Below are 24,283 nucleotides of genomic sequence, written 5' to 3'. Positions count from 1 at the left end.
GGGGAGGGTGGGGCGGTTGACGATTTCCGTTTCGGCCGGGTTGTCGCCTACAGTGGTCTCACCGACGCGGGGTGGAGCAGCTCGGTAGCTCGCTGGGCTCATAACCCAGAGGTCGCAGGTTCAAATCCTGTCCCCGCTACTAGCAGAAGCCGGGGTCGACGCACTTGTTGCGTCGGCCCCGGCTTCTTTGCGTTGCGCGGGTGTGTGCCGACCCCGTGGTTTCCTCCGTCCGTCCCGTGCTCCTGAGCCCGTGTCAGGCCGAATCGGCGGGTTTGATGGGACCATGACGCCACATCAGGTTAACTTAAGGTAATTTAAAGGAGTCGTCCGGGTGAACGTCCCCGGCCTCCTTTGAAGGACTCGTACGTGCTCTCTCACCAGTCCCGCCGTTCCGGCCGCCGTCTGGCCGGTTCCGCGCTGGCCCTCGTCGCCGCCGTCGCCCTGCTGCCCGTCGCCCCCGCGTTCGCCGAACCGGCCCCCGCCCCCGCTGCCCAGGCGGATGCCACTCCCTACCTGGACGCGGTCGAGCAGGCCCTGCGCCAGGTGTCTCCCGGGACGGAGGGGACGGTGTGGCAGCGGACGGCCGGCAACCGGCTGGACGCGCCGGCCGGCGACCCGGGCGGCTGGCTGCTGCAGACGCCGGGGTGCTGGGGCGACGCCTCCTGCACCGAACGGGCAGGCACCAAGCGGCTGTTGGACAAGATGAGGGAGAACATCGGCCGGGCCACCCGGACCGTCGACATATCAACTCTCGCGCCCTTCCCGGACGGTGCGTTCCAGGACGCCATCGCGGACGGCCTCAAGGCGTCGGTGGCCGCGGGCAACACCCCGCACGTGCGGATCCTGGCCGGGGCCGCGCCGCTGTACAACATCACCGCGCTGCCCTCGAAGTACCGGGACGACCTGGTGGCCCGGCTCGGCGGCGCCGCGCGCGGCGTGACCGTCGAGGTGGCCTCGATGACCACCGCGAAGACGGCGTTCTCCTGGAACCACTCCAAGCTGCTGGTCGTCGACGGGCAGAGCGTCATCACCGGCGGGATCAACAACTGGAAGAACGACTACCTGGACACCGCCCACCCGGTGAGCGACGTCGACCTCGCGCTGACCGGCCCGGCCGCCGCCTCCGCCGGCGCCTACCTGGACACCCTGTGGGACTGGACCTGCCGCAACAGCGGCCTCCTCTCGGCCGCCTGGTTCGCCTCCACCAACGGCGCCGGGTGCACCCCGGACCTGGAGCAGCGGCTCAACCCGCCGGCCGCCCAGGTGCCGGCCACCGGCACCCTGCCGGTGATCGCCGTCGGCGGCCTGGGCGTCGGGATCCGCGACACCGACCCCGCCTCCGACTACCGTCCGGGCCCGCTGCCCGCCGTCGACGACGTCAAGTGCGGCCCGATCGGCCTGCGCGACCGCACCAACGACGACCGCGACTACGCGGCGGTCAACCCGGAGGAGAGCGCGCTGCGCGCGCTGATCGCCGGTGCCGGCAGCCGGATCGACATCTCCCAGCAGGACATGACCGGCACCTGCCCGCCGATGCCCCGCTACGACGTGCGGCTCTTCGACCAACTGGCGGGCAAGCTCGCCGACGGCGTGAAGGTCCGCATCGTGGTCAGCGACCCCGCCAACCGGGGCACGGTCGGCAGCGGCGGCTACTCGCAGATCAGGTCGCTGAACGAGATCAGCGACACCCTCGCCGCCCGGCTCACCGCCCGCCTCGGCGACCCGGCCAAGGCCCGGACCACGATGTGCCGCAACCTCCAACTCGCCCCGTTCCGGGCCGCGTCCACCCCGACCTGGGCCGACGGCCACCCGTACGCGCTGCACCACAAGCTGGTCTCGGTCGACGGGTCGGCCTTCTTCATCGGCTCCAAGAACCTGTACCCGGCCTGGCTGCAGGACTTCGGCTACGTGGTCGAGAACCGCACCGCCGCAGCGCAGTTGGACGCCCAGCTGCTCGCCCCGCAGTGGCAGTACTCGCAGGCCGCGGCGACCTTCGACTACAGCCGGGGGATCTGCCAGGGCTGATCCCGCGGGCCGACCGGCCGTCCGGGGTGTCCGAAGTCCGGCACCCTGGACGGCCGGTCGACCGCTGAGCGAGCATGGGGGCATGCCCGAGACGCCGAAGTCCGCCCGCACGATCGCCGACGAGCACGTCGCACGGGTCGCCGAACTCGACCCGGCGACCGCGACCAGACTGGGTCTGCACCCCGGCGACGACCGGCAGCCGGACCTGTCGCCGGAGGGCTTCGAGGCGCGGGCCGAACTGGCCCGCAGGACACTCGCGGTGCTCGACGCGGCCGCTGCTCCCGGTGACGGTCCCGGCAACGATCTCGGCGACGACCGCGGTGACGACCCCGGCGGCGATCCCGCCGAGCGGGACTGCGCCGGGCTGCTGCGGGAGCGGCTCACCGCCGAACTCGCGGTGCACGAGGCCGGGGACCACTTCCGGGCGCTGCGCAACGTCAACTCGCCACTGCACCAGGTGCGGGGAATCCTCACCATGATGCCGACCGACACCGAGGAGCAGTGGGCCGCCGTCGCCGGGCGGCTGCGCGGGGTGTCGGGCGCCTTGGACGGCTACCGGGCCACCCTCGCCGAGGGCATCGGCCGCGGGCTGCTGAGCGCACCCCGGCAGGCCCGCGCGGTGATCGCCCAACTGGACGCCTGGACCGGGCGGGGGAACGGCGGCGCGAGCTGGTTCACCGGGTTCGCGGCGGGCGGCCCCGCCGCACTGCGGAGCGAACTCGACACCGCCGCCGAGCGTGCGACCGCCGCGACGGCGGCCTTCCGCGACTGGCTGCGCGACACCTATCTGCCCGCCGCCGACGGCACCCCGGACGCCGTCGGCCGTGAGCGCTACCTGCGTGCCGCCCGCTGGTCCAACGGCGCCGACACCGACCCGGCGGAGGCGTACGCCTGGGCCTGGGAGGAGTTCCACCGCACGGTCGCCGAGATGCGGGTCGAGGCGGAGCGGATCCTCCCCGGCGCGGGCGTCCGGGCCACCATGGCGCACCTCAACCGGCACGGCCACGCCGTCGAGGGCGAGGAGAACGTCCGCGCCTGGCTCCAGCAGGTCATCGACGAGGCGATCGACGCCCTGGACGGCACCCACTTCGACATCACCGGGGCGATGCGCCGGGTGGAGACCAGGATCGCGCCGCCGGGCAGCTCGGGCGCGCCCTACTACAACGGCCCCAGTCTGGACTTCAGCCGTCCCGGCCGCACCTACCTGCCCACCCTCGGCCGGACGTCCTTCCCCACCTGGCAGCTGGTCAGCACCTGGTACCACGAGGGCGTGCCGGGCCACCACCTGCAGACCGCCCGCTGGACGGCCTGCGCCGACCGGCTCAGCACGTACCAGATCACCCTCGGGGCGGTCAGCGCCGACAAGGAGGGCTGGGCGCTGTACGCCGAGCGGCTGATGGACGAACTGGGCTTCCTGACCGACCCGGCCCGCCGGCTCGGCTACCTGGACAAGCAGATGCTGCGGATCATCCGGGTGATCGTCGACCTCGGCATGCACCTGGAACTCGCCGTCCCCGCCGGCGCGGCCACCGAGGAGTGGAGCGGCCACGCCGGCGAGCGCTGGACCCCCGCCCTCGCGGACGGGTTCATGGCCGCCCACCACGGCAGCGAGTTCCCGCGCCGTGCCTCCGAGATCAACCGCTACCTCGGCTGGCCCGGCCAGGCCATCGGCTACAAGCTCGGCGAACGCGTCTGGCTGGAGGGCCGGGAGGCCGCCCGGCGCCGACAGGGCGCGGACTTCGACCTCCGGGCCTGGCACTCCCGGGTGCTCGCCCACGGCTCCTTCGGCCTGGACGCGCTGGCCGCCCGCCTCGCCGAGGTCTGACCGGGCGCCCCCTCGGCGGGCCCAGGTGTGCGGGTGGATGCTCGTGCAGCTAGGGCAACACTGTTGCACTAATACTGCAATGGGGGTGCGGTAACTCGGCGGGCCGATCGCACGGGGAGGGGCCAGGATGGGCCCGGTGGGAACAGGCGGCCCCGCAGTCCGGCGGGCGGCGCCGTGGAACGAGGGAACCAGGCGAGGTCCGTCATGCCCGTGCACCGTGTCGGACTGGTGGTCCACCAGGGCCGGGCCGCCGCCCGGGACGCCGCGCGCGTCGTGCACGGCTGGTGCGAGGCGCACGGCGTCCGGTGCACCGAGATCGACGTGTGGTCCGCGGAGCAGCACCGCCGCTCCGCCCGCGAGGAAGCCCGCGCCGCCGGGGACCCCGACCTGGTCGTCACCCTGGGCGGGGACGGGACCTTCCTGCGCGGCGCCCGGATCGCCGTCAAGACCGGTGCCACCGTGCTCGGCGTCGACCTCGGCAAGGTCGGCTTCCTCACCGAGGTGCCGGCCTGCGACATCGCCGCCGCGCTCGACGCCGTCCACGGCGGCCACGCCCCGGTCGAGGAGCGGATGACCCTGACCCTGCGGGCCTCCCGGCCGCCGGAGGTGCCCGCGGAACTGGAGGCGTTCCTCACCTACGGCCGCGGCCCGGCCCTGCCGCCACCGCAGGTGCGACCGGAGAGCACCGCGGGCGACGGCTGGGGCCTGCCCCTCGACGTCAACGCCCTCAACGACGTGGTGGTGGAGAAGCTCGCCCGGGACCACCAGGTGAGCGCCGGTGTCTACATCTCCGGCCGGCTGCTGGCCGCCTACTCCGCCGACGCCCTCGTCGTCGCCACCCCGACCGGCTCCACCGCCTACAGCTTCGCCGCCGGCGGACCCGTGCTCTCCCCGCACATGGACGCCGTCGTCTTCACCCCGATCGCCGCCCACATGACCTTCAACCGCACCGTCGTGGCCGCCCCCGACGAACCGATCGCACTGCGCGTCCTGCCGCACTCCGGCCGCGCCGCCGTCAGCATCGACGGCCGGCTGCGGGGCGTCCTCGACCCGGGCGACTGGATCGGCGTGTACCGCGCCCCGCAACGCGTACGGCTCGTCCGCCTCCGGCCCACCGACTTCTACGGGCGCCTCCGGGACCGTTTCCGGCTCACCGACGCGCCCGCCACCGCGACCGACGGGGAGGCGGCCCCCTACTTCTTCCGCCCCGACTCCTGCGTCCCCCCGGACCTGGCCGGCCTGCGGCTGCCGCCGCCGACGGCGGCCCGGTGAGCGGTGCGCCGTCAGGCGACCGGCCCAGCCCCGCGAGCGCCCGGACGGCCCGGCTGGTGAGCTGTGCCGGGAGTCCGCGACCCCGCCGGTCTCCCGACCGCTCCGAGTGAGGAACCCATGCCGGACCCGACGACGTCCTACACCGACCTGCGTGCCCTGGTGATCAACTGCACCCTCAAGCGCTCCCCGGAGCGCAGCCACACCCAGGGCCTGATCGACGTCAGCACCGGAATCCTGGAACGCCAGGGCGTCGCGGTCGAGGTCCTCCGAGCGGTCGACATCGACATCGCGACGGGCGTCTGGCCGGACATGACCGAGCACGGCTGGGAGACCGACGAGTGGCCGGTGATCTACTCCCAGGTGATGGCCGCCGACATCCTGACACTCGCGGGACCGGTGTGGCTGGGGGACAACTCCTCCGTGATGAAGAAGGTCATCGAGCGGTTGTACGCCTGCTCGTCGATCCTCAACGCCGAGGGCCAGTACGCCTATTACGGGCGGGTCGGCGGCTGCCTGATCACCGGCAACGAGGACGGCGCCAAGCACTGCGCGATGAACGTGCTCTACAGCCTCCAACACCTGGGCTACACCATCCCGCCCCAGGCCGACGCGGGTTGGGTCGGCGAGGCCGGCCCCGGGCCGTCGTATCTCGATCCCGGGTCGGGCGGCCCGGAGAACGACTTCAGCAACCGCAACACCACCTTCATGACCTGGAACCAGCTCCACCTCGCCCGCATGCTCAAGGACGCCGGCGGCATCCCGGCCCACGGCAACCAGCGTTCCGAGTGGGACGCCGGCTGCCGCTTCGACTTCGAGAACCCCGAACACCGCTGAACCACCGTCGTCGGACCGGTCGGTCAGCGGTTCACTGCCCGCATCCCGTCCTCGTCGTAGCGCTCGCCCGCCGCCTCGGGCAGCTCGGCGTCGATGCGGGCCAGGTCCTCATCGGTCAGTTCGACGTCGATTGCGCCCGCGTTCTGCTCCAGATAGGTGCGGCGCTTGGTGCCGGGGATCGGCACGACGTTCTCGCCGCGGGTCAGGACCCAGGCGATCGCCAGCTGGGCCGGGGTGACGTCCTTCTCGGCGGCGATCTCCTTCACCTTCTCCGCGAGCTGCAGGTTGGCCGCCAGATTGGCCTCGGCGAAGCGCGGGTTGGTGCGGCGGAAGTCGTCCCGGTCCAGCTCGTCGGGGGAGCTGAAGCGGCCCGCGAGGAAGCCGCGGCCGAGTGGGGAGTACGGTACGAAGCCGATGCCGAGTTGCCGGCAGGCGGGGAGGACCTCGGCCTCCACATCCCGGCTCCAGAGCGAGTACTCGCTCTGGACGGCGGTGACCGGGTGGACGGCGTGGGCGCGGCGGATGGTCTCCGCGCTGGCCTCGCTCAGTCCGATGTGCCGGACCTTGCCCTCGGCGACCAATTCGCCGAGGGCGCCGACGGTTTCCTCGATGGGCACGTTCGGGTCGACCCGGTGCTGGTAGTACAGGTCGATGCGGTCGGTGCCGAGCCGCGTGAGCGAACCGTGGACGGAACTGCGGACGTGCTCGGCGGAACCGTCCTGGCGGCCGACGGTCGACATGTCACCCGGAACCGCGCCGTCCATGCGGTAGTTGAACTTCGTGGCGATCACGTACTCGTCGCGGTGACCCCGGATGGCCTCGCCGACCAGGGACTCGTTGGTGAGCGGTCCGTAGACCTGCGCCGTGTCGAGGAAGGTGATGCCGAGGTCCAGGGCGCGCCGGATGGTTGCGACGCCCTCGTCCTGGTCGGCCGTGCCGTAGAAGGCGGACATCCCCATGCAGCCGAGGCCGATGGCCGACACCTGGAGGTCCCGCAGACTGCGCTGTCGCATGTGGCGTGTCAGCCCTTCGTCGTGTCGATCCCGTGGCACGAGGCCTTCCGACGCCCCGGTTCGGGCGACCGGTCGGCCCCGTCTCTTCGAGGAGGACCCTATGGCGCCGGGGACCTCCGGAGGCGGACCGGCGCGGCCGGTTCGGTGTACCGGGGCCACGCCGTGTCATGGTGCCGCGGTCGGGTCCGATGTCGGGGTCGACTTGTGTGCGCAGGGCGCTCATGTGGTCGGAGCAGTACCTGTGTTGACCCGCGACCGTGCCCGCTTCGGGCCGTGCGAGCATGGCCGGATGACTTCGACTTCCTACGACCTGCACCGGGTGGCGACGCCGGTGCTGGAGATCGCCTATCACCGGGTCGGTGAGCGCGGGCGGGCGTCCGATGTTCCGGTGATCCTGCTGCACGGTTTTCCGTACGACGTGCGGGCCTACGACGAGGTTGCGGGGCTGCTCGCCGGGGCCGGGCGGGAGGTGCTGGTGCCGTACCTGCGGGGGTACGGGCCGACGCGGTTCCTGGCGGAGGGGGCGGTGCGTAGCGGGCAGCAGGCCGCGCTGGCGCAGGATCTGGTGGAGTTCATGGACGCGCTGGGGATCGAGCGGGCCGTGGTCGCCGGTTACGACTGGGGTGGGCGGGCGGCCTGTGCGGCGGCGGCGTTGTGGCCGGAGCGGGTCGAGGGCCTGGTCGCGGCGGGTGGCTACACCGTTCAGGACATCGCCCGGGCGATGGAGCCGGCCTCGCCGGAGGCGGAGCGCAACCTCTGGTACCAGTACTACTTTCATTCCGAGCGGGGCCGCCAGGGGCTGGAGCGGAACCGTGAGGAGCTGTGCGGGCTGCTCTGGCGGCTCTGGTCGCCGACGTGGGCGGGGGTGGAGGAGGCGTTCGCGGCCTCGGCGGCCAGTCTGCACAACCCGGACTTCGTGGACGTCGTGATCCACTCCTACCGGCATCGCTTCGGATTGGTCGAAGGCGACCCGCGCTACCGGGAGTTGGAGGAGGTGTTGGCGGCCCGGCCGTCGATCGCGGCGCCCACGGTGGTCCTGGTGGGCGAGGAGAACGGGGTGATCCCCGCCGTGGATCAGACCGGCACCGAGCGGTTCACCGGGCCGTGCGAGGTCCGGACGCTGCCCGGGGTGGGGCACAACGTGCCGCAGGAGGCGCCGGGGGCCTTCGCGGAGGCGGTGCTGGGTCTGGGGTGAGGTGCCAGGGAGGCGTGGGGGCTTCCCCCCACGCCTCGGCGCGTGGCCGTCAGCCGTGCGTCACGCACTTGTTGGCGCTGTTGGACCACAGGCCCTGGAGGTCGAAGGTGCCGGTGCTCAGGGTGACGTAGGCGTCGAGGTTGATGCACTCGTCGCCGATCTCTCCGCCGCTGCCGTTCCAGCCGATGCTGGGCCAGAAGTCGGTGACGGTCTCGGCGTACTCGTGGGTCTCGGTGGACTCGATGCCGGAGAGCAGCCGGCCGTCGGTGAAGGTGGTGCAGGCGCCGGCGCCGTTGTCCGGGATGTACGGCAGGTTGGTGTAGGCCAGCTTGCCGTACGCGGTGTTGGTGAAGTCGTGCCAGGCGCAGAAGCCGGAGTTGGGGAAGCCGTCGGGGTGCGTTCCGGTGGGGGAGAGCACCACGTACTGGGCGTTGAGGTTGGGTGCCTGGGTGGTGTTGCCGAAGTGGGCGGCGGCCTTGCCGGCCTCGGCGGCGATCTGGGCGGCGGTCGCGTTGGTGGGCGTGGCACCGGACTTGTCGAACCAGACGCCGGCCAGCGGGGTGGTCGCCGGGTGCTGGACGTGGACGCCCTTGGTGCCGCAGGTGGTGGTGCCGACGGCGACGCCCTCGCAGTACTGGGAGAGGATGGTGCCCCAGGTGTCCTTGGCGCCGTAGAGGCCCTTGAACATGTTCTGCATGTCGGGGGCGACCTTCGCCGGGTCGGAGGACCACTGGGTGCCCCAGAACACCAGGTACACCTTGGGGGTGGGGGACACCACCCCCTGGCTGGCGGCGGAGCCGACCGAGAGGGTGTTGGTGGCGGCCGTGGGTGACCGGTGCCCGGCGCCGGGGGTGAGCGGTTTGGCGCCGAAGTGGGCGCCGGCCGGGGCGGGTTGCGCCTCGGCGCCGGTGGCCAGCGCGGTGGTGCAGAAGGCGGCCAGGGCCAGCGCGGTGAGGGTGTGGGCGGCGGCCTTGAGCGGTGTGCGCATGCGTCTGCTCCCGAGTGTGAGGGTGTGGGAGGTTTGTTCGTACGGGTTGAGCCCGGACACCACATCAACTCGGCGGGCGGTCCGTCCAGTTGGTGGACGCGGGGCGGGGAGCCTTTTGCCGTGCTCATACCAATCCCTTGTCGGTGCACCGGAATCGGGGCGCTCGTGGTCAGTCGAGCAGGCCGAGGCGTGGGCCGCCCCGGTCGTGCAGGCGGCGGAGGAAGCCGAGCACGCCGGCCGAGCCGCCGGCCCAGGTGGCGGAGGGCCGGGTGAGGCCGGTGTCCGGGAAGACCGGGCGGGACGGGCTGCCGCCGCTGCGGCTCAGGAGGACGGCGGCGACGGTCGTGGCGGCGTCCCAGAACTCCTCGGAGCAGGAACGGGACGCGACGGCGACGTCCACCAGCAGGTCGCCGACCCCGGCGAGGCCGCAGCACTGGGTGACCAGTGGCATCCGCGGCGCGAGCGCGGCGCAGGTGCGGGCGGTCCGCTGGGCGAGGGCGAGGTACCCGGGCTCGTCGAGCCGGTCGGCGGCCCGGACCAGCACCGCCCCGACCCCGGCCAGGCCGCGGCACCAGGAGCCGTACCGGCGGGTCGCTCCCGGCGCGGTCGCCCGGGCGAGCAGGTCCGGGGTGACGGCGGCCAGCTGGGCGCAGGCCTGTTCGGCCCGGCGGCGGGCCGTCGGGTCGCCGCTCGAACTTCCGTACTCCAATAGGAAGTAGGCGATGCCCGCGGTGCCGTGCGCCAGTCCCTCGCGCAGGGCGGCGCGGCCGGGGGTGTCGGCGCCCGCGGGTGACGGCCGGGCCTGGCCGGAGGCCAGCATCCGGGCGCAGTCGGCGGCCACGGCGAGGTGCCGGGTGTGGTCGGTACCGGGGTGCCGGGCGAGCAGCAGGCGGCCGATGCCGATGCCGGCGACGCCCTCGATCAGGTCCGCCTCGGGTGGTCCGCCGTCCGGGCCCCGGGCGGGCGGCCCAGCGCTGTCGGCGATGTGGGTGGTGGTGATCCCGGCCTCGGTGAGGAACAGGTCGACGCCGGTGCGGCCGGAGTAGAAGCCCGGCGACAGGCTGCGGGACTGGCCCGCCGTCCACCGTGCCAGCGCGTCGACGGCCTCGGGCACGCCGGGCCGGTGGAGGTGGCGGAGCAGCTCCAGACCGAGGCCCGCGCTGCCGCCGTAGACGTCGATCGGGGTCGGGACGGCCGTTCGGGCGGCGAGCGCCGGGTCGGCGATCCGGTGGGCCTCGGCGACGCAGTAGGCGCTGGTGTGCGCGATGATCTCGGCGAGCAGGTCGTCGTCGACAAGCGATTGCCCGGGGCCGCGCGGCGGGCCGGGGTGGTGCGGGCGGCTCCCGGAGGGCGTCCCGGTGCGCAGCCGGTGCGCGCCGGTGGTTCGGACCTCCGGGTCGGGGCTGGTCAACTCTGCGATCAGGTCGCGCAGTTGACGGTGTTCGGCGCCGGGCAGGGCCCAGCCGAGGCCGGTCAGGGTGCGGCCCCGGTTGACGGCGGGGTCCGGGTCGACGATCACCGGGTCCAGGCCGGTGGCGGCGAAGGCGAGGGTCGCGCCCAACGCGTGGTAGTCGTCGGCCGGTTGGGCCGCCTCTCCGGTCGGGCGCCGGACCGGGCCGCTGTAGCCGGGCGTCGCGCCGTCCGGGTCGGTGCCGTTCAGGGCACTGATCCCGAAGTCGACCAGGTGGCACCGGCCTTCGGCGTCCAGGGCGACGTTGTCGGGCTTCAGGTCGCGGACCACCACGCCCCGCCGGTGGATGCCGTCCAGGAGGCGGAGCAGCCGCCCGGCCAGGTCGGTGAGCCGGTCGGGGGCGTACGGGCCGTGCTGCTGGACCTCGCGGCGCAGGTCGCGGTCGCCGCAGCTGGTCATCACCAGGTACTCGTCCGCGCGGTGCCGGAAGCAGTCGAGGGCCCGGGGTACGCCGGGGAGGCCGTCGAGTGCGGTGAGGACGGCCCGTTCGTTGTGCAGCCGGGTGCGGGCGTCCGCGCCGGACTCGTCCTCGGCGACGAAGGCGCGGGCCTGCTTGACGACCACCGGCCGTCCGTCGGTCAGGTCGACCGCCCGGTAGACGTTGCCCTGCGGCTTGCGGGCGATGCCGGCGGTGACCCGGTAGCGGCCGCCGCCGAGGCCGGGGGAGGTGCGGGTGCCGGCCGGGTCGGGGTCGCGGTCGGGGGAGGTGCGGGCAGTGGCCGCCCGCTGCGCGAAGGGGTCGGCGGCCCAGGGCGGGCAGCGGTAGGAGCCGACCGCCAGCCCGTCGAAGAGCCGGCCGTCCGGGCCGACCATGACCGACTCCAGCCGTCCGCTCCGGCCGGTCCGGTAGTCGCCGGTGAACGGCCCGTACCGGTAGTAGACGGGTGCGTCCGGGTCGACCCGCCGGTCGCTGACGACCTGTGGACCCTCCCGGCCGCGCAGCGCCGCGACGAGTTCGTCGGCGAGTGCGACCACGGTGTCCGGGGCCGGGTAGACGGTGACCGCCTTGCCGACCGAACCGTCGCCGCGCACACCGGAGTTGAGCTCCCGCAGGACCTCCGGGCCGGCCGCCCACTTGGCGTGGCAGACGTACCGCGCCAGCACCGGCAGCACCAGGGCGGTCAGCTCGGCCAGCCCGCCGGGCCGCGCCGAGAGGTGCAGCTTCCAACCGTGTTCCACCGCCGGCATCCGCGGGTCGGTCAGGTACGACCAGGTGTCGTCGGACCAATCGCGGCGGCCGGCGGTGGAACCGGTCACCGTCAGGAGTTGAAGTCGCAGGCGAGTCGGGTGGTGGCCGTGACCCACGGGTCGGCGAGACAGGCCGTGGCCTCCCGGTCGGCGCGGTCGTCGTCCTCGAACAGGACGGCCTCGTCGTCGACCATCAGCGGACCCGCGTCGCGGATCTCCTCGATCATGGTTCCGGGCATGTGACGCCTCCAGATCTCTTGTCGTGCTCCGATGACACGCCATGGGTCGCAGCCCTCACGGACGCTCGGGGTGCGAGCCGCCCGGGATCCCGAACCACGAAGGTAGGGAGGAACCTTGGGCCTGGCAAGGGGGCAGGACGCGTCGACTCCACTTTTCCCGCACATCCGTGGAGAAGGTGGCGAAATCGTGGGCGGAGCCGGATCGGGGCTCAGGAGCTGACGCCGACCGCGTGCCGGAAGCTCGTCGGGTCGGCGACCAGGTCCAGCATGGCCCGGGCGACGTCGGCGCGCGGGACGGCGGCCCCGGCCGGTCCGGCCTCGACGGCGTGCCGGTAGCGCCCCTGGCCGGGGTGGTCCGTCAGTCGTGGCGGCCGCACCGCCGTCCAGTCCAGGTCGCTCGCGCGCAGGATGCGCTCCATGGCCTCCAGGTCGGTGTAGACGTCCCGGAGCACGGCCCACAGCAGCGGGCCGAAGACCTTCGCGCTGAGCAGGGACTGCCCGGCCCCGGAGCGGTTGAGCGGGCCGGCGCTGACCACCAGGATGCGGCGCACCCCGGTGGCGGCCATGGCGGTGGCCGCCGCGCGTGCGGAGGTCGAGGCCGGTTTGCGCGGATCGATCCGGCCGATCGCGCCGATGCCGGAGAGGACGGCGTCGGCGCCGGCGATCACGGGTTCGAGGGAGGCCGGGTCCAGGGCGTCGGCCCGGACCACGGTCAGCCGGTCGTGCTGGACGGGCAGTCGGGCCGGGTCGCGGACGGCGGCCGTGACCTGGTGCCCGTCGGCGAGGGCGAGGGCGACCAGGTGGCGGCCGATGCCGCCGGTGGCGCCCAGAACGGCGAGTTTCATGACCCCTCCCGGGGGTGGGTGAGTGCAGGGCGGGTGCAAGGAGAGCGCAGGGTGAGTGTGGGGTGGGTGAGTGTTCACTCCCCTCCTTTCCTCCATGGTGAGTGAGCACTCACCCACGCGTCAAGGTAGGCTGGCGCCCATGACGGACGAGGGGAACCGCGAAGGGGCCGGGCCGCTCACCGGAGGCGCGCTGACCAGGGCGCGGGTGCTGGACGCCGCGGCCCGGCTGATCGGCACGGTCGGGCTGGTCAAGGCGACCACGAAGCAGATCGCCCGGGAGGCGGGCTGCTCGGAGGCCGCCCTCTACAAGCACTTCCGGGACAAGGAGGAGATCTTCGTCCGGGTCCTGCGCGAACGCGCCCCGCGGCTGGCCGAGGCCATCGCCGAACTGCCCGCCCGGGCCGGGCAGGGCACGGTGCGTGAGCACCTGGAGGCGGTCGTCCTGGTCGCGGTGCCGTTCTACCGGCAGTCCTTCCCGATGGCCGGCGGACTGCTCGCCAGCCCCGAACTGCTCGCCGCCCACCGCCGCAGGCTGGACAACGCCGGTCCGCACCACGTCAGTTCACGTCTGGCCGACTACCTGCGGGCGGAGCGGCGACTCGGCCGGATCGCCGACGTCGACCCGGACGCCACCGCGATGCTGCTGATCGGTGCCTGCTTCCACCGGGCCTTCCTGGAGGTCTTCTACGCCGGGGAGGGTCCGGCCGACGTGCTCAGACCGGGCGCCCTGGAGGACTTCGCCCGCGAGACCGTCCGGGCCCTGCTCGGCGGCATCGAGGAGACCGCCGGGTAGGGACTCCCGGTTCGGTCCCGCCCGGCTTCCGGTCCTGCCGGGCTTCCGGTCCCGCCCGGCTTCCGGTCCTGCCGGGCGCCGCATGCCCGGCTGGATCGGAAGGCGTGGAGTCGGCGCCGTCACGCGGGCGACATCACCTCGTAGAGGTTCCCCGCCGCGTCGGCGAAGTACAGGCCGCGGGCGCACAGCGGGTGGTCGATCCGCCCGTTGTCGGGCTCGCGCGGGTCGTCACCGTACGGCACCGCGGCGGCGCGCAGCCGGCCGAGGATCCCGTCGAAGGTCTCCGGGTCCACGTCGAAGGCCAGGTGGTGCCCCTCCGGGGCCGCGACGGACAGGAAGTCCAGCGTGAGCGCCTCGTTGACCCGTACCGGCGCGAAGTGCCGGTCGGCGCCCCGGTACTCCAGGCCCATGACGGAGGCGAAGAAGCGCGCCGCGGCCTCGTTGTCGTGGGCCGGGACGATGGTGTGGTTCAGCGTGATGGGCATGCCGCGCCTCTCAGGGTTCGGTCGGCCGGGACAGGACGCCGTGCAGGACGAGGTCGACGAGCTCCTCGGTGGTCAGCCGGGCCGGTGAGTCCGCCGGCTCGTGGACCCCGACGAACTGGAGGCCGAGGAAGACCGCCGCCGCCTGATCCGGGGACAGCCGAAGCGTGTCGCGGTCCGGGGCGAAGAGTTCGGCCACGGCGGCCCGGACCGGCAGTGAGCCGGCCGCCCGGTCCGGCGGTGCGCCCGCGGTGCCGGGCCGGCCGGTCCGTTCGCGCCCGCCGGTCGCGTGGAGGGCGCCGATCAGGGCGCCGATCCGCTCCAGATGGGCCTGCAGCGCCGTGGCGGCCTCGGCCAGCCGGGCGGCGAGCGGTTGGTCCAGGGGGACGAGGGCGAGTTCGGCGAGTGCGGTGGCCGGGCTGAGCGCCTCGGCCGTGCAGGCGTCGAGGAGTTCGTCCTTGTCCGCGAAGACGCGGAAGATGGTGCCCTCCCCGATGCCGGCGGCCTGGGCGATCTGGCGGGTCGTCACCGCGCTGCCGTGCTCGATCACGAGGGGGAGGGCGGTCCGGACGATCATCTCCCGGCGGCTGTCGGGATCCATTGCGGGCGCCCGTCGACGGGCGGGTTCCGGTGTCATGCTCGACAGTATCGGAGTGAGCGCTCACTCCGGTCAAGGGGATACTCGCTCCGGTCGGGGGAGGCGGCGGAGGGCGGCTGACGGGCCCGGCCGTCAGGGGCCGGGGGCGAGGTAGCGGCGGCCCGGTATCTGCTCGAAGATCAGATTGGTGCGGGTCTGGGCGACCGCGGGGTGGGTGGTGAGGTGGTCGACGACGAAGTCGCGCAGGGCCTCGGGCCCGGCCACGCCGACGTGCAGCAGGTAGTCGTCGGAGCCGGCCATGTGGAAGACGGCGAGGACGCCGGGCAGGTCGGGGGCGGTGCCGCGGAAGCTCTCGTTCTGCTCGCGGGTGTGGGCGCGCAGGCGGACCGAGATCATCGCCTGGAGCGGCAGACCGATCGCGGCGGGGTCCAGTTCGGCCCGGAAACCGCGGATGGTGCCGCGCTCCTGGAGGGCCCGGACCCGGGCCAGGCAGGTGGAGGGGGCGATGCCGACGGCGGCCGCGAGGGCGTTGTTGGGGAGGCGGGCGTTGTCGGCCAGGGCGCGGATGATCGCCCGGTCGACGTGGTCGATCGGTGCCCGGCGGGCCTGCGGATTGTTCGGCATGCCTGCCAGGATTCCAGTCGTTTCCGCAGAATCGCAAACCTGGTCGGGCGCTGATCGAATGTTCTTCGGCGAGGCTTCCCAGGGGCGTCCGAAAGTTCCATCCTTACCGACGGTCCTTACCGACGAACGTGATCGACGATCGCGACCGACGGTGACGGCCGTCCGTCGTCGTGCCTGAAGAACCCGGAGCGCACCGCCCATGAGCCCGACCGCCTTCCCCCTCGCCGCGACCGCCGTCGACCCCGGTCCGGAGCTGGACGGCGGTGACTTCGCCCTCCCCGAGGGCGGTCTGGGCGAGGAGCGGCGGCTGCGCGCGCTGGACGCCGTGGACGAGTACCTGACCCGCAAGCGCAAGCACCTGGTCGGCTACCAGGCCACCCAGGACATGCAGGGCACCGCGCTGGACCTGGCCCGGTTCCTGCCGAACAACATCAACAACCTCGGCGACCCGTTCCAGAGCGGCGGCTACAAGCCCAACACCAAGGTCGTCGAGCGCGCGGTGCTCGACTACTACGCGAAGCTCTGGCACGCCGAGCGGCCGCACGACCCCGCCGACCCGGAGTCCTACTGGGGCTACATGCTGTCCATGGGCTCGACCGAGGGCAACATGTACGCCCTGTGGAACGCCCGGGACTACCTCAGCGGCAAGGCACTGATCCAGCCGCCGACCGTCCCGCTCGACACCCTGCGCTACGTCAAGGCGGACCCGGACCGGCACAACCCGAACGCCCACCACCCGGTGGCGTTCTACTCCGAGGACACCCACTACTCCTTCGCCAAGGCCGTCGCCGTGCTGGGCGTGGAGACCTTCCACGCCGTCGGCCTGGAGCTGTACCCCGACGAGTGCCCGCTGGTCGACCCGGTGACCGGGCTGCGCAGCTGGCCCACCGAGGTGCCGTCCCGCCCCGGCCCGTCCGGGCTGTCCTGGGACGGTACGGGCGAGATAGACGTCGACGCGCTCGCCGTGCTGGTCGAGTTCTTCGCCGCCAAGGGGCACCCGGTCTTCGTCAACCTCAACCTCGGCAGCACCTTCAAGGGCGCCCACGACGACGTCCGGGCGGTCTGCGAGCGACTGCTGCCGATCTTCGAGCGGCACGGGCTGGTGGAGCGCGAGGTGGTCTACGGCAGCTGCCCGCGGACCGGCCGGCCGCTGGTCGACCTGCGCCGCGGCTTCTGGATCCACGTGGACGGCGCGCTCGGCGCCGGGTACGCGCCGTTCCTGCGGCTGGCCGCGGCGGACCCGGAGGCGTACGGCTGGACGCCGGAGGCGGAGCTGCCCGAGTTCGACTTCGGCCTGCGGCTGCCCACGGCCGGGCACGGCGAGGTCGACATGGTCTCCTCGATCGCGATGAGCGGCCACAAGTGGGCGGGCGCGCCGTGGCCGTGCGGCATCTACATGACCAAGGTGAAGTACCAGATCTCGCCGCCGTCCCAGCCGGACTACATCGGCGCGCCGGACACCACCTTCGCCGGCTCCCGCAACGGCTTCTCCCCGCTGGTCCTCTGGGACCACCTGTCCCGGTACTCCTACCGCGACCAGGTGGCGCGGATCCGCGGGGCCCAGGAGCTCGCGGCCTACCTGGAGCGGCGGCTGGTCGCGCTGGAGCGGGAGCTCGGCGTCGAGCTCTGGCCGGCCCGCACCCCGGGCGCCGTCACGGTGCGGTTCCGCAAGCCGAGCCCGGAGCTGGTGGCCAAGTGGTCGCTGTCCTCCCAGGACGTGCTGATGGTCCCGGGCGACGAGACCACCCGGCGCAGCTACGTGCACGTGTTCGTGATGCCCTCGGTCGACCGGGCCAAGCTGGACGCGCTGCTCGCCGAACTGGCGGAGGACCCGGCGGTCCTGGGGGCGTGACGGCTGCTGTGACAGCCGTCAGAGGTTGGTCAGCTGGTCGCCCTTGGCGTCCTCGATCACGTGGTCGACGCAGACCGCGAGGATGACCAGGATCAGGGCGTCCTGCTGGCTGAGCACGTCGACGGCGTAGGCGTCGCGGACGGTGAACCAGCGGCGGGATATGTGGGCGAGGGTGGTGCCCTCGTGCCGGATGTCGAACTCGCGGTCCCACAGGTTGCCGCTGACCTTCAGCCGGCGGCCGTCGCCGAGACGGACCTTGAAGCGGTCGCCGAACAGCGCGAACATCTTCTTGCTGATCTTGGCGGTCGGCTGGCCCTCCTGCTTGATCAGCAGGGTGTGGTGGATCGTGAAGGCCTTGCGGACGATGCTCGCGACGTGTTCGCCGCGGGTGTCGACCAGGGCGAAGGTGCGGCGCAGTCGGAAGAACCTCCGGTTCACCCGGTAGAGCCTCTCCCGGTGCTCGGTCTCGATCCAGGCCTCCTCGTGGAAGGCGAACATGCGGTCGCGGACCAGGTAACGCACTGTGGTTCCCCCCGTGGCGGATCCGCCGGCCCCCGTGGCGCGGCGCGGCCCAGAGCGTAGCGGCCGGTCAGTGCGGGGGTGGGGCGGGGGGTCAGGCTTTTACCGGTCCGCGACCTTCCGCCCACACGGCGGTGACATCGGCTGCGGGACGGTGACATCGGGCCGGGGGTCGGCGGCGTCCGAGGGGCGGGGTGCCGGGCTCGACCCCGGGCGGCGGTGACGCAGGGTGGTGATGGCGCGGAGTGGTGATGGCGCGGAGTGGTGATGCGGGGGCCGACGAGACAGGGGCCGGCGATGCCGGGTCAGGCGATGCCCTGCCCGTCGATGTCCGCGCCCCACTCGTCCTCGCCGACGGCGCCCACGCAGTAGCCGCCGCCCTGGACGGTGCCGCCGCCCGCCTCGCACTGCTCGCGGGTGACGTCGGCCGGGAGGGCCAGGGCGGGGGCGGCGCCGGTGAGGGCGAGGACGGCGGCGGTGGCGAGCGGGACGGCCAGGCGGGCCAGCGATGAGATGGTCATGCGCCTTACCAGAGCACGCGCCGGGGCTGACGGCGAGTCGGGAGCGGCCATTCGCAGGCCGTGCAGGCGGTTCTCCGGTGCAACGGAGGACCGCCGAGTCCCCTGATGTGACGTGGCATCGGCTGCCCGGTGCGGCAGTAGCGGGCCCGCGCCCTGGGGGAGGCCGACGCCAACCGCACCCCGGTCTACCGGATCCGGCCCGGTACGGGCGGGGCGGGCGGTTAGGGTTCGGCCGGCCGAGGCCCTCGGGTCCGCCCCCGTCAGTGCGGGTGGGCCGGTTCCGGGGGCCAGGTGTCGGGGGCGAGGACACCGAGGGCGTACGCGCGGGCGACCAGGGCGGTGCGGTTGGGCAGCTGCCAGCGGCGGGAGAGCCGGGTGAGGTGGTAGTTGACGCCGTCCGGGGTGAGGCCGATCTCCTTGGCGATCCGCGCGGTGGTGGCGCCCCGGGCGGCCGCGGCGAGGATCCGGGCCTCGATCGGGCTGGCCGTGGGCCGGTTGGCGGGGACCGGGGGCGTCGGGCGGGCGGCGGGTTCGTCGCGGGCGTGCAGGGACAGCAGCAGGTTCGGGGTCTGCTCGGGGGTGTCGCTGACCAGGTCGACGGTCATCTCGCCGCGGCGCTCGCCGCGGCCGGCGGGCGTCCAGGAGACCCGGGCCGAGTACTGCGAGCGGCGGTGCAGCCGGACCGCCTCGCCGAGTGCCTGGAGCGTGGCGTCGTCCCGCAGGGTGAAGTACTCCAGGATCCGGCGGTTGCGCAACTGGCCCGGCAGGCCGCCGAACTCGGCGGCCATCGCGCGGTTGACGATCAGGATCCGGCCGCCCCACTCGCACACCGCGATGGGCAGCGGCACGTGGTCCAGCAGGCGCAGCGCCCGGTTGCGCCAGATCACCGCGGCGTCCGGGCGGGTGCCCGGTGCCGGACCGCAGCTGTCGGTCGGTCGCATGCCTCGTCCTCCTCCCGCGGCAACCGCCCAGGTCAGAACTGACGGGTCGTAGGCAAGTCCCCTGATGCCGCTGGCACTACACAATCATGTAGTGAGGGCGGCCCGGACCGTTCGGCGGGGGCAGAGAGTGGAGATACCGAGAACTTTCCTGCCGTGGGAGGGACCCACCGATGACCGATACCACGACCGAGGCCAGGTCCGAAGCCGTCGAAGCCGCCGCCGAGGCCATCCGGGACACCGTTTCCGCGACCGCCGACGGAGCCGCGACCGGCACCGCGACCGCGACCGGCGCCGCTACCGGGGCCGTGATCGACACCTGGGTGCCGGGGGTGCCGCTGGTGGACATCTCCGGCCTGCCGCCGGTCAACGTACCCGTGCTGCGGACCATGGACCTGGCCAGAGAGCACGGCTCGGTGTTCCTCCAGCGCCTGCACGGCCGGGAGGTGCTGATGGTCAGCAGCCTGGAGCTGGTGGAGGAGCTGGCCGACGAGGAGCGCTTCACCAAGGCGGTCGGCCCGGCGCTGGAGAACGTCCGGGAGTTCACCGGGGACGGCCTGTTCACCGCCTACAACGACGAACCGAACTGGGCCCGGGCGCACGACATCCTGATGCCGGCGTTCGCGCTCGGCTCGATGCGCACCTACCACCCGGTGATGCTCAGGGTGGCCCGTCGGGTGATCGAGTCCTGGGACCGCCGCTCGGCCGCCGGGCTGACGGTGGACGTGCCCGGCGACATGACCCGGATGACCCTGGACACCATCGGGCTGGCCGGGTTCGGCTTCGACTTCGGCTCCTTCGAGCGGGACGAGCCCCACCCGTTCGTGGAGGCCATGGTGCGCTGCCTGGAGTGGGCGATGACCAAGCTCACCCGCGACCCCGACCTCGACCACACCGAGCGGGACGCCGCCTTCCGACGGGACGCCGACTACCTGGCCGGCGTGGTGGACGAGGTGATCGCCGCCCGGGTGGAGAGCGGCGCCGAGGCCGGCCCGGCCGAGGACCTGCTCGGCCTGATGCTCGGCGCGGTGCACCCCTCCGACGGCACCCGGCTGGACATCGAGAACATCCGCAACCAGGTGATCACCTTCCTGATCGCCGGCCACGAGACCACCTCGGGCGCGCTCTCCTTCGCGCTGCACTACCTGGCCAAGCACCCCTCCGAACTCCGGCTGGTGCAGCAGGAGGTGGACGCGCTCTGGGGCGACCAGGCCGACCCGGAGCCCTCCTACGAGGACGTCGGTCGGCTGCGCCACACCCGGCAGGTGCTCAGCGAGGCGCTGCGACTGTGGCCGACGGCGCCCCAGTTCAGCCGGGAGGCGCGGGCGGAGACCCTGCTCGGCGGGCGGATCCCGGTCCGCCCGGGACTGCCGATCTTCGTGCTGACCCCGATGCTGCACCGCGACCGGGCCTGGGGCGACAACCCGGAGCTGTTCGACCCCTCCCGGTTCGACCCGAAGCGCGAGGAGGCCCGCTCGCCGCACGCCTTCAAGCCCTTCGGCACCGGCGAACGCGCCTGCATCGGACGGCAGTTCGCGCTGCACGAGGCGGCCATGCTGCTGGGCATGCTGGTGCACCGCTACCGGCTGATCGACCACGCCGGCTACCGGCTGAACCTCAAGCAGACCCTCACCATCAAGCCCGACGGGTTCACCCTCGCCCTCGCCCCGCGCACCCCCGCGCCGGTCCAGCCGCTCCGGTCGGACCAGCCGGAGCAGGGGGTGCGGCGGGCCGGGATCGCGCAGGCCGCCGAGCGCCCCGGCCGGGTCCGCCAGGGCACCGGACTGCTGCTCCTGCACGGCTCCAACTACGGTGCCTGCCGCGAGTTCAGCCGCCAACTCGCCGACACCGCGGCCGACCTGGGCTGCGACACCGCGATCGCCCCGCTGGACGCGTACGCCGACGGCCTGCCCACCGACCGGCTGGTGGTGATCACCGCCGCCTCGTACAACGGCCAACCCACCGACGACGCCGCCGAGTTCTTCCGCCGCCTGGGCGAGGCCCCGGAGGGCGCCGCCGCCGGCGTCGAGTACGCCGTGCTCGGCATCGGCGACCGCACCTACGCCGCCACCTACCAGCGCGTCCCCGGCCTGATCGACGAGCGGCTCACCGCCCTCGGCGGCACCCGGCTGCTCGACCGAGCGGAGGCCGACGCCTCCGGCGATCTCACCGGTACGGTACGGGAGTTCACCGAGGCGCTGACCGACCTGCTGCTGACCCGGCACGGCGACGCCGAGGCGGTGGCCGCGCCGCGCGAGGAGGCCGGGTTCACCGTGACCGAGCTGGTCGGCGGCCCGCTGCACGCGCTGGCCGCCCGGCACGGCATGAGCGAGTTGACCGTCACCGCCGTCGACAGCCTGACCGACCCCGGCTACCACCGGGTGAAGCGGCTGGTCCGGCTCGCCCTGCCGGCGGGCACCGACTACCGGACCGCCGACCACCTGACCGTGCTCCCGGCCAACGACCCCGCCCTGGTCGAGCGGGCCGCCCGGCTGTTCGGCGCCGACCCGGAGACGCTGCTCGGCATCGTCGGCCACCGGCGCACCGGGCCGGCCGTCGACCGCCCGCTGACCGTCCGGGAACTGCTCACCCACCACGTCGAACTGCAGGACCGCCCGACCGCCGAGCAGCGCGCCGCACTGGCCGCGCTCAACCCCTGCCCGCCCGAGCAGGCCGCGCTGCGGGCGCTGCCCGCGGACGACCCGCGCACCCTGCTGGACCTGGTCGAGGACCACCCGGCGCTGCGGGAGGTGCTGACCTGGCCGGTGCTGCTGGAGCTGCTGCCGCCGATCCGGCCCCGGCACTACTCGATCTCCTCCTCACCGGCCGCCGGTGCGGGGGCCTCCGGAGCGGGCGGCGAGGTCGACCTGATGGTGTCGGTGCTCAGCGCCCCGGCCCGCTCCGGCCGCGGCACCTACCGCGGCACCGGCTCCGGCTACCTCGACCGGGTGGCCGTCGGGGACATCGTGCTCGCCCGGGTGCAGCCGTGCCGGGAGGCGTTCCGGATCGGGCACCGCACCCCGGTGATCATGATCGCGGCCGGTACCGGCCTGGCACCCTTCCGCGGCGCCGTCGCCGACCGCCGGGCGCTGCTCTCCGCCGGAACCGGGCTCGCCCCGGCGCTGCTGTACTTCGGCTGCGACGCCCCGGACGCCGACTACCTGCACCGGTCCGAGCTGGAGGCGGCCGAGCGGGCCGGCGCCGTCTCGATGCGGCCCGCGTTCAGCGAGCGGCCGCAGGACGGGCGGCGCTTCGTCCAGGACCGGATCGCGGCCGAGGCGGCGGAGGTCTGGGAGCTGCTCGCCGCCGGGGCCGAGGTGTATGTGTGCGGCGACGGCGCCCGGATGGCGCCCGGCGTGCGGGAGGCCTTCCGGGCGCTCTACCGGGAGCGCACGCCGGGGGCGGACGAGCGGCAGGCGCAGGACTGGCTGCAGGGCCTGGTCGAGGCCGGCCGCTACGTCGAGGACGTCTACGCGGGCTGACGGCCCGACGGCCCGACGGCTTGACCGCCTGACGCCCGACGCCCGACGCCTGACGCCTGACCGACCGGGCCGTCCGTCCGCTGCGCCTCGACCGGCGTGGTGGGCGGACGGCCCCCGGCGTCAGGCGTGCAGCAGGGCGTCGACCCGGGCGGCCGCCGACAGCAGCGCCCGGTCGGTCAGCCGGGGGCCGATCAGCTGGACGCCGACCGGCGCCGATCCGTCGACCGGGAGGGGGAGCGTCACCGAGGGCAGGCCCGCGGTGGCCGCCGGGGAGGTGTTGCGGATCAGGGTGTGGAAGGTGGACACCTCGCGGCCGTTGAGCGGGAGGCTGTCCTCGTACCGGCGCAGCGGTCGGGCGCAGACCGGGACGGTGGGGCAGAGGATCGCGTCCAGCCCGTTCGCCGTGAACAGTTCGGCGTAGTCCGACTGCAGCGCGCGGCGCCGGTCCAGCGCGGCGTCCAGGCCGGCGGGCCCCAGGAACCCGGGGGCGTCGGGCAGTGCGGTGGTCTTGAGCAGCTCGGCGATGTCCGGATCGCCGACCGCGTCCAGGACCTCGACGGGGGAGAGGCCGGTGCGGTGCTCGTCCAGGTAGCGGGCCAGCGCGGCGGCGAACTCGCCGAAGACGAGCGGGAAACCGATCCGGGCGTCGGCGGTCGCCAGGTGCGCGGTGTCCACCGGGACCCACTGGACCCCGGCCGGACCGAGCCGGTCGACCGCGACCTCCCAGGCGGCCTGGACCGGGCCCTCCAGGTCCTCGGCGAACACCTGCCGCGGCAGGCCCAGCCGCAGCGGACGCTCCGGGTCCCGGTGGTCGGAGGTCTCCCCGGTGACCAGGGTGTCGAGCGCGGTCAGGCGGGCCAGGTTGCGGGCGATCAGCCCGGGGGTGTCCCGGGTGGTGGACAGCGGGGTGATCCCCGCCGAGGGGTAGCGCCCGGCGCTGGGGCGCAGGCCGTAGACCCCGTTCAGCGCGGCCGGGACGGTGACGGAACCGCCGGTGTCGGTACCGAGCCCGGCCTCCGCGACGCCCGTCGCCACCGCGGCCGCCGTACCGCCGCTGCTGCCGCCCGCGAACAGGGCCGGGTCGGCGGCGTTGCCGACGGCGCCGAAGGTGTGGTTGCAGGAGGTGGCCCCGAGCGAGAGCTCGTGCATGTTGGTCTTGCCCAGCACGATCGCCCCGGCCGAGCGCAGGGCCGTGACCACGGGTGCGTCGGCGTCCGGGACGAAGCCGGTCAGCGCGGGGGTGCCCGCGGTGTTGGGCAGGCCGGCGACGTGGATGTTGTCCTTGACGACCAGGCCCCAGGCCTTCGCCCGCACGCCCTCCGGGCCTCCCGCGCCCCGCGCGTCGCCCGCGTCCCGCCGGGCCGCCTCCGCGAGCGCTCCCTCCGCGTCGAGCGTGATGAACGCGTTGAGGTGCTCGACGGCGGCGGCCCGGTCGAGCGCGGCCGCCACGAGGGCCTGCGCCGTGGTGTGCTGCTCGGGCATGGGGCGGTTCCTCCGTGCGGCGTCCCGGGTGACGGTCGATCACACCGTACCCGGGCCCGGGGCCCGGGACGCGGGGGTGCGGCCGGGCAGGTCGGAC

20 protein-coding genes and 1 tRNA gene are annotated in these 24,283 nt (G+C 73.7%); 9 read left to right on the top strand and 12 right to left on the bottom strand.

What is annotated here, in order from left to right; translation table 11 throughout:
* Positions 1-65 precede the first annotated feature (65 nt).
* The 5 genes from ABTZ03_RS01605 (at position 66) to ABTZ03_RS01585 (ending at position 5,956) form a co-directional block, all read left to right on the top strand.
* Positions 66-139, top strand: a tRNA-Met gene (locus ABTZ03_RS01605).
* 227 nt (positions 140-366) lie between these two features.
* The gene (locus ABTZ03_RS01600; RefSeq protein WP_350510825.1) at positions 367-2,025 is read left to right on the top strand and encodes a phospholipase D-like domain-containing protein; all 1,659 of its coding nucleotides are present in this window, start codon (positions 367-369) and stop codon (positions 2,023-2,025) included.
* Between the two features lie 82 nt (positions 2,026-2,107).
* Positions 2,108-3,850 carry a DUF885 domain-containing protein gene (locus ABTZ03_RS01595; protein WP_350510824.1) on the top strand — a complete coding sequence of 581 codons (1,743 nt, stop codon included), beginning with the start codon at positions 2,108-2,110 and terminating at the stop codon, positions 3,848-3,850.
* Between the two features lie 204 nt (positions 3,851-4,054).
* Entirely contained in the window at positions 4,055-5,122 is a 1,068-nt protein-coding gene (locus ABTZ03_RS01590) for an NAD(+)/NADH kinase (protein WP_350510823.1), read from the top strand.
* Between the two features lie 117 nt (positions 5,123-5,239).
* Complete coding sequence (locus ABTZ03_RS01585) at positions 5,240-5,956, top strand: flavodoxin family protein (RefSeq protein ID WP_350510822.1); 717 nt, start codon at positions 5,240-5,242, stop codon at positions 5,954-5,956.
* Positions 5,957-5,979: 23 nt separating this feature from the next.
* Here ABTZ03_RS01585 and ABTZ03_RS01580 read toward each other — a convergent pair whose 3' ends face one another.
* Positions 5,980-6,969, bottom strand: a complete 990-nt coding sequence (locus ABTZ03_RS01580; RefSeq protein WP_350510821.1) for an aldo/keto reductase — start codon at positions 6,967-6,969, stop codon at positions 5,980-5,982.
* 289 nt (positions 6,970-7,258) lie between these two features.
* Between ABTZ03_RS01580 and ABTZ03_RS01575 the strand changes: the two genes are divergently transcribed.
* On the top strand, positions 7,259-8,164 hold the full coding sequence (locus ABTZ03_RS01575) for an alpha/beta fold hydrolase (RefSeq protein WP_350510820.1): 906 nt from the start codon (positions 7,259-7,261) through the stop codon (positions 8,162-8,164).
* Positions 8,165-8,213: 49 nt separating this feature from the next.
* Here the strand turns inward: ABTZ03_RS01575 and ABTZ03_RS01570 are convergent, their stop codons facing one another.
* The 4 genes from ABTZ03_RS01570 to ABTZ03_RS01555 form a co-directional block, all read right to left on the bottom strand.
* Positions 8,214-9,152, bottom strand: a complete 939-nt coding sequence (locus ABTZ03_RS01570) for a hypothetical protein (RefSeq protein WP_350510819.1) — start codon at positions 9,150-9,152, stop codon at positions 8,214-8,216.
* Positions 9,153-9,321: 169 nt separating this feature from the next.
* Positions 9,322-11,880 (bottom strand): class IV lanthionine synthetase LanL, encoded by a 2,559-nt coding sequence (gene lanL / locus ABTZ03_RS01565; protein ID WP_350510818.1) that lies wholly within the window; start codon positions 11,878-11,880, stop codon positions 9,322-9,324.
* Between the two features lie 2 nt (positions 11,881-11,882).
* Complete coding sequence (locus tag ABTZ03_RS01560; protein ID WP_350510817.1) at positions 11,883-12,050, bottom strand: SflA family class IV lanthipeptide; 168 nt, start codon at positions 12,048-12,050, stop codon at positions 11,883-11,885.
* 209 nt (positions 12,051-12,259) lie between these two features.
* Entirely contained in the window at positions 12,260-12,895 is a 636-nt protein-coding gene (locus ABTZ03_RS01555) for an NAD(P)-dependent oxidoreductase (protein ID WP_350510816.1), read from the bottom strand.
* Between the two features lie 139 nt (positions 12,896-13,034).
* On the opposite strand from ABTZ03_RS01555, the gene ABTZ03_RS01550 reads away from it, so the two are divergent.
* Positions 13,035-13,688 (top strand): TetR/AcrR family transcriptional regulator, encoded by a 654-nt coding sequence (locus tag ABTZ03_RS01550; protein ID WP_350510815.1) that lies wholly within the window; start codon positions 13,035-13,037, stop codon positions 13,686-13,688.
* A gap of 119 nt (positions 13,689-13,807) precedes the next feature.
* Here ABTZ03_RS01550 and ABTZ03_RS01545 read toward each other — a convergent pair whose 3' ends face one another.
* The 3 genes from ABTZ03_RS01545 to ABTZ03_RS01535 all read right to left on the bottom strand — a co-directional run bounded on the left by ABTZ03_RS01545 (position 13,808) and on the right by ABTZ03_RS01535 (position 15,392).
* On the bottom strand, positions 13,808-14,173 hold the full coding sequence (locus tag ABTZ03_RS01545; RefSeq protein ID WP_350510814.1) for a VOC family protein: 366 nt from the start codon (positions 14,171-14,173) through the stop codon (positions 13,808-13,810).
* 10 nt (positions 14,174-14,183) lie between these two features.
* Positions 14,184-14,807 (bottom strand): TetR/AcrR family transcriptional regulator, encoded by a 624-nt coding sequence (locus ABTZ03_RS01540; RefSeq protein ID WP_350510813.1) that lies wholly within the window; start codon positions 14,805-14,807, stop codon positions 14,184-14,186.
* A 93-nt stretch (positions 14,808-14,900) separates the two neighbouring features.
* On the bottom strand, positions 14,901-15,392 hold the full coding sequence (locus ABTZ03_RS01535; RefSeq protein WP_350510812.1) for an Lrp/AsnC family transcriptional regulator: 492 nt from the start codon (positions 15,390-15,392) through the stop codon (positions 14,901-14,903).
* Positions 15,393-15,591: 199 nt separating this feature from the next.
* Here ABTZ03_RS01535 and ABTZ03_RS01530 point away from each other — a divergent pair, with 199 nt between their 5' ends.
* Positions 15,592-17,244 (top strand): PLP-dependent aminotransferase family protein, encoded by a 1,653-nt coding sequence (locus ABTZ03_RS01530; protein ID WP_350510811.1) that lies wholly within the window; start codon positions 15,592-15,594, stop codon positions 17,242-17,244.
* Between the two features lie 18 nt (positions 17,245-17,262).
* Here the strand turns inward: ABTZ03_RS01530 and ABTZ03_RS01525 are convergent, their stop codons facing one another.
* The 3 genes from ABTZ03_RS01525 to ABTZ03_RS01515 form a co-directional block, all read right to left on the bottom strand.
* Complete coding sequence (locus tag ABTZ03_RS01525; protein ID WP_350510810.1) at positions 17,263-17,766, bottom strand: LURP-one-related/scramblase family protein; 504 nt, start codon at positions 17,764-17,766, stop codon at positions 17,263-17,265.
* A gap of 302 nt (positions 17,767-18,068) precedes the next feature.
* Positions 18,069-18,284, bottom strand: coding sequence for a hypothetical protein (locus ABTZ03_RS01520; RefSeq protein ID WP_350510809.1), 216 nt, complete (start codon positions 18,282-18,284; stop codon positions 18,069-18,071).
* Positions 18,285-18,544: 260 nt separating this feature from the next.
* Positions 18,545-19,225: a helix-turn-helix transcriptional regulator gene (locus ABTZ03_RS01515; RefSeq protein WP_350510808.1), complete on the bottom strand. Its 681-nt coding sequence runs from the start codon at positions 19,223-19,225 to the stop codon at positions 18,545-18,547.
* Positions 19,226-19,395: 170 nt separating this feature from the next.
* On the opposite strand from ABTZ03_RS01515, the gene ABTZ03_RS01510 reads away from it, so the two are divergent.
* A complete protein-coding gene (locus ABTZ03_RS01510) occupies positions 19,396-22,704 on the top strand; it encodes a cytochrome P450 (RefSeq protein WP_350510807.1) in 3,309 nt (1,102 codons plus the stop codon).
* A gap of 120 nt (positions 22,705-22,824) precedes the next feature.
* Here ABTZ03_RS01510 and ABTZ03_RS01505 read toward each other — a convergent pair whose 3' ends face one another.
* Positions 22,825-24,186: an amidase family protein gene (locus tag ABTZ03_RS01505; protein ID WP_350510806.1), complete on the bottom strand. Its 1,362-nt coding sequence runs from the start codon at positions 24,184-24,186 to the stop codon at positions 22,825-22,827.
* Positions 24,187-24,283 lie beyond the last annotated feature (97 nt).

The organism is Kitasatospora sp. NPDC096077 (assembly GCF_040303245.1).
GTDB lineage: Bacteria > Actinomycetota > Actinomycetes > Streptomycetales > Streptomycetaceae > Kitasatospora.
This window is presented reverse-complemented; position numbering and strand designations above follow the sequence as displayed.